The organism is Aquiflexum sp., from assembly GCF_041751335.1.
In the GTDB taxonomy this organism is placed as follows: Bacteria; Bacteroidota; Bacteroidia; order Cytophagales; family Cyclobacteriaceae; genus Aquiflexum.
This window is the reverse complement of record NZ_JBGSXS010000356.1, coordinates 1-6,166: the sequence shown is the minus strand read 5'-3', so window position 1 is coordinate 6,166 and position 6,166 is coordinate 1. Positions and strand designations below refer to the sequence as shown.

Below are 6,166 nucleotides of genomic sequence, written 5' to 3'. Positions count from 1 at the left end.
ATTTGTTTTGTACCAGGGCGGTAAGACGGTTATTCGGATGCTGCTCGTCTCCGAAAAATCTATATCATTCTCATAAAACGCCCTGATTTTCAATTCATAGTTGCCCGCCGGTAAGTTGGCATAATTGGAAAACCTCCTTTTGGAATCAGTAATGATCCAATCTTTATCGTATCCTTCGAGCCGATATGCAAACCGTATCTTTTCCTGGGAGGAATATTCAAAGGCAGAAAACACAACTTCAAAACTGTTATGGAAAGGTTTCAATTTCAGTTCATCAACATAACTGATGTTTTTTTCCAAAAGCACTTTTCCCAATATTGGTTTTTCGGGAAGGACAATTTCATTGAGTACCTTCAGTTGGGTGAGGACTGGAGCTTTGGGTAAAGAATTGGGTGCAATCCGTTCCGGATAAAAGGCATTGAAGCCATTGGTTCCCCCAAAATACAATCTCCCTTCCACATCCTTGAAAGCAGAACCCAAATTAAACTCATCGGATTGCAGTCCGTCTTCCTCGGTATAGTTTTTGAAATTAAAACTGTTTTTATCCATAACGGATAGCCCATTTACCGTACTTATCCAAAGTTGACCACTGTTATCCTCTAATATTGCTTTGATGATGTCACTGGGTAATCCGTCTTTTTCCCTGAATTGAACAATTGATTCATCCAAAGGATTAAGGCGGTTGAGACCACCTCCAAAAGTTCCTATCCAAATGTAACCTGCTTTATCTTCCATCAGGGCAGTAATCATTCCATGACTGAGGCCTGATTTTGAGTTTTGGTTTTTTCTAAAATGCTTAAATGTACCGTTATCCAAGTCCATTTTGCTTAACCCACCTCCATAGGTTCCTATCCATAGGTTGTTTTTGGAATCAACCAAAAGGGCCCTGACATCATCAAAAAGCAGACTTTGAGGATTATTTGGTTGATGAAAATAATGGGTGAATTCACTTGTGAATGGGTTAAATTTGTTTAATCCTCCTCCATTGGCTGTTCCTATCCAAAGATTGCTGTCTCTATCTTCGACAATAGACCATACTTCGTTTTTGCTGAGTGAATTGGGGTTGTTGGGATCATGGCTGAAATTTTGGAATTTTTTGGTTTTGGGATCATAAATATTGATGCCACCACCGTCTGTTCCTATCCATACTTTTTTATCCCGGGCCTGATAGATGACCTGAACATGGTTATGGCTGAGGGTAAGGCCTTCACCGGCGGTATAGTAATTGAACCGGGTTTCATTTTTGGGCAATACATTTAGCCCGCCATTAAACAGGCCAATCCATAGGTTTTCATCTGCATCTTTCAGGATTGATTTTACCATTTTACCCGAAAGTCCTTTTTGTAAGGCAGGGTCGTACCTGAAATGTTCAAAGTGCTGTTGGTTTGGATTGGTTTTGTTCAACCCTTCTCCCGAATACATACCTAGCCAGATATTGCCCGAATGGTCCTCAAAAAGTGTATAAACTGAATTTCCGTTTAGGCTGTAAGGGTCAGAAGGGTCGTCTTCAAAATGCGAAACCTGACCAAGTTCTTGGTTCAGTACAAAAAGTCCCCTGCCTAGAGTTCCTATCCAAAGATTGGAAAGCCTGTCTTCCCAAAAACCCGTGATGTTCAATTCAGGTTGCTGGAAATCTCTACGTTGTTCAGGTAAGTTGAACAATTTGAAATTTTTTTCCCGGCTTTTTTTTCTGAAAAGCCCGCTTTTCTCTGTACCGATCCAAAAATCCCCTTTTGAATCTTCAAAGAAACTTTTGATCGATTGTATTTTTTTTCCTTGATGATGGATTGGGACAGCCTGGGGGTTTCCTTTTCCTTTTTCCAGGAGGTAGGCACCTCCTTCCAAAGTACCAATCCAAATGTTTTTGTTTTGGTCTTCATAAATGCTCCAGATTTTATCATCTTCCAAAAAGGAATTTTCTTTGGTAATCTGAACAGCAGAAAGTGCTTCATGATAGGACGGGGATCCCAATGGTTCTTTAATCTCCTGGAAACCTGAGATTTTGTAAACACCACCCCCATTGGTTCCTACCCAGAAATTGTGATCACTATCCATACAAAGAGCTGAAATTTTGCCAAAAATCGGTTTTTGACCTTTACCATCTTTTAGGTCAAGGGGAAAGAATCTTCCTAAACGGGGATTTAAAATATTGATGCCACCACCTTCTGTTCCAATCCAGATATTGTCAAAAGGATCAGCAAGTAAAGCCCTGATGACATTATTGTTCAGACTGTTGGGGTTTTCCGGTTCATGTCTGTACACCTCAAATTGGTAACCGTCAAATCGTGCAAGCCCGTCATCTGTTCCCAACCAGATAAACCCCGTTCTGTCCTGTAGAATTGCGAGGACTGAATTTTGGGGAAGGCCATCCTTACTGCTGTATTGGCTGAATTTGTACAGGTGAGAGGATGATTCGGCCAATGGAAGGGCGGCCTTTTGGCCCCTAACCATATGGGAAGGTAAACAGCTAAGCAAAATATATATCAGTATTCGGAACACTATTTGGCATTTTAGAAGTTTGGCATCGAATTATTATGGAGGGTTTTAATCCATTCAAAATTAATCTATCCCTCCGTCATCATTGATGAAATCCGGGAATATTTCATGATTTGGACGAATGGATACCAATTTACGGACAATTTTTCACCCTACAGACGATTGGAATCCTTCAAATGGACTTTTGAATCCCCCCTGCCAAAGATCATGGAACTAGTTTTGGAAAGATTTTGAAGGGCCAAAATTGCAAGCTGTTGCAAGTAGCCCAAACCCAAAAAACAACAAAAATTTAAACCTTAAAAGTATGAAGAAAATCGACTTTAAAAGTTACTTGATGCTTCTGCTTTTGCTCGGGATAGTCCATTTGGGATTTGCTCAGGCAGAAAGACAGATCAGTGGAAGAGTAACTGATGCAAACACAGGGGAGAGTATTCCCGGTGTAAACATATTGGTGATAGGTGCCAATATAGGAACAGTGACAGATATTGATGGGGAGTATTCCATTGATGTCAATGTGGGAAGTAGGCTGAGGTTTACTTTTATAGGATACACTTCATATGAAGCCCTTGTAGGAAACCAATCGACTTTGAATGTGGAGATGAAACTGGATTCGCAAAATTTGGACGAGGTACTCGTGATCGGATTTGGTGAGCAATCCAGGGAAACCCTTACTTCATCGGTATCCAAAGTGGACAACAGAATTCTAGAAAACATCCCTTTCCCAAATGCTGCATCAGCCATGCAGGGAACAGTTGCAGGAGTAAGGGTCCAGACTACCACAGGTCAACCCGGGGCTGCACCAAGGGTAATTGTAAGAGGGGGTACATCCATCAACAATCCAAATGGTGCGGAACCGCTTTATATAATTGATGGGGTAATTAGAAATAACATGAATGATATCAACCCTGATGATATTGAAACTTTCCAGGTTTTGAAAGATGCAGCTGCTACAGCTATATATGGTGCCAGAGGTTCCAATGGGGTAGTTATCATTACCACAAAAACAGGTAAAGCAGGTAAAACCTCTGTTACCTATAGGTACAATGTTGGTATGGCCGAACAGTGGAACCAATATGAAATGGGATCCGCAAGGGATTATATTTATTTCAATAGAATGGGGATTTTACGGCTAGCTGAGAAAACCCCAAGCCACCTCTTCAGATTAAATCAGGCAAACGGATTTGGAGTGGGAAATAACCTTACCAACAATACGGCATTTACACCTCAATATCTGACTCCTGAAAATGAGCATAAATTGAACGAAGGCTGGCAGTCCATGATCGATCCTGCCGACCCTACCAAAACCATCATATTTGATGAGGTAGACTGGCAATCAGTTCTTTTCAGACAGGCCATTACCCATAACCACTACGTACAGGTATCCGGTGGCTCTGAAAAGGCAAGGTTCGATATGGGCATTGGCTACCTCTCCAATGAAGGGGTTGCCATCAATACGGATTTCAAAAGATTTACTGTCAGAATGAACGGAGATGTCGAGGTAAACAACAAATTGTCGGTTTATGGTCGATTGAATTTTACCAATTCTTCCAATACCCAGGTTTTTAGTGAAAACCAGATTTTCCAAAGGTCCTTGGGTTTGGCTCCAACAGCCAAATTCAACTATGAAGACGGCACCTTGGCTCCCGGTCAAAACAGAAGTATGGGCAACCCTGTATATCATCTGAACAGGTCAGAGGCTTTCAATGCTACCAACAGACTGACTATGTCTGTAGGAGGAGTTTGGGAAATATTGCCGAATCTGACATTTGAGCCCATAGGTTCTGTTTATTTTGTCCAAGGTACCGAAAATTCCTTCCTACAATCCTACTTCAATACGCCAACGCAATTTGTGGATGCACGCCCTGCTTCCTTTTCGAATTCCCTGTTTTGGCAAAAGCAGTTTGATGGGGTCTTTACCTACAATAAGTCATTGGACCTCCATAATTTTCAGGCAAAGGCAGGTTTCGCTTATTTTGACAGGCAGAATTATTCAGCAAGTGCCTCAGGCAGGGGTGCAGCATCGGATTTAATCCCGACTTTAAATGCCTCAGCGGAACCGACTGCTGTTTCCAGTTCCCATTCACAGCAATTGATCTTGGGGTATTTTGGCAGGGTAACTTATGACTTTGACAGAAAATATCTTTTCTCCCTATCTGCACGGTATGACGGAGCTTCCAATTTGGGATCCAATAATTATTGGGGATTCTTTCCGGGAATATCGGCAGGTTGGAATCTTCACAGAGAGAGTTTCTGGACCAATGTCCCTTCAAGTATTTCCTCTTTAAAACTGAGAGCCAGTTATGGGGTCAATGGAAATATAGGAAACCTCACAGATTTCCATGCCCAGGGATTGTATTCAGTAGGAGCGAGGTACAATGATCTAGCTGCCATTCAGAACAATAGGATGGCCAATCAGGATTTACGCTGGGAAAGGTCAAAAACTTTGAACTTCGGAGCAGATATGGGTCTGTTTAAGAACAAGATTAATTTAACATTGGATTATTACATCAGGGATACGGATGACCTTTTGACCAATCTGGAATTGCCCCAATCAACGGGATTCTCTTCCATCCTAACCAATTTGGGATCTTTGAGAAACGAAGGGGTAGAATTGGAGTTGGGAGCCACTATAATTCAAAAAAAGGATTTCTCTTGGAATACAAGTGTGGTAGCTGCATACAATATCAATACCGTAATGAAGCTTCCTGAAAATGACAATGAAAACAACCGTATCGGTGGAGTCTTTGTTTATGATCCTGCTCTGGGCCAATATGTTTGGAAAGGTGGCCTTCAGGAAGGAGGCAGATTGGGAGATATGTTTGCATATCAATACCAGGGGGTATATGCCACGGATGAGGAAGCCTTGGGCGGTCCGCTTGACCTTTTGGTACCTGGTACTGATAAATCAAAATACGGAGGTGATGTGAGATGGGCTGATTTGGACAGGAATGACACTATCGATAGCCGTGATAGGGTTTATTCAGGTAATATTTTCCCTAGATGGACCGGAGGATTCCATAATACTTTCAATTACAAAAGGTTCACCTTGACGGTCAGGACAGATTTTGCACTCGGACACACCATTTACCATGAAACAAGGGCAAGGTTCAATGGGCAATACCAAGGAGATATAGGTATTCTTCAGGAAACTACCCGCTCTTGGCAGAATCAGGGAGACCAAACACCTTTCCCAAGATATATGTGGGCGGATCAATTGGCACAGAACAATTCATTCAGGGGCAGCACCTTTTTCTACGAAAGGGGGGATTATTTGGCCATCAGAGAACTGACCTTGGCTTATAACATTCCCCAAAGTGTGCTCAGGCCGCTTAAAATCCCAGCAGTAAGGGTCAACTTCACCGGGTCTAACTTGTATTATTTTACCAAATACACAGGGTTGAATCCAGAAGAGGGAGGTACGGATGCAGGCCGCTATCCTATACCAAGAAGTTTCTTCCTAGGTGTTAATATCAACTTCTAATCATTGGAAATCATGAAAAAATATTTGAATCAAATAAGATTATTCGGACTGTTATTTACAGGGATTTTATTGTCCAATTCCTGTTCAGAACAACTTGAACTCACTCCGATAAGTTCTATTACGGTTGCGGGATTTTGGGTGAGCGAAGACAATGCAAATGGCGCCCTGAGTGGTATGTATGTAAGGTTC

At 41.8% G+C, this 6,166-nt stretch carries 2 protein-coding genes; one reads left to right on the top strand and one right to left on the bottom strand.

Annotated elements, in window-relative coordinates; all coding sequences use genetic code 11:
• A partial coding sequence (locus tag ACEW8U_RS19570; protein ID WP_373523748.1) for a two-component regulator propeller domain-containing protein occupies positions 1 to 2,499 on the bottom strand: 2,499 nt, incomplete at its 3' end.
• Positions 2,500 to 2,800: 301 nt separating this feature from the next.
• Between ACEW8U_RS19570 and ACEW8U_RS19565 the strand changes: the two genes are divergently transcribed.
• Positions 2,801 to 5,977: a SusC/RagA family TonB-linked outer membrane protein gene (locus tag ACEW8U_RS19565; RefSeq protein ID WP_373523747.1), complete on the top strand. Its 3,177-nt coding sequence runs from the start codon at positions 2,801 to 2,803 to the stop codon at positions 5,975 to 5,977.
• Positions 5,978 to 6,166 lie beyond the last annotated feature (189 nt).

Coding starts and splice junctions, on each gene's coding strand:
- ACEW8U_RS19565 (WP_373523747.1), top strand. CDS start 2,801: ATGAAGAAAATCGACTTTAAAAGTTACTTGATGCTTCTGCTTTTGCTC.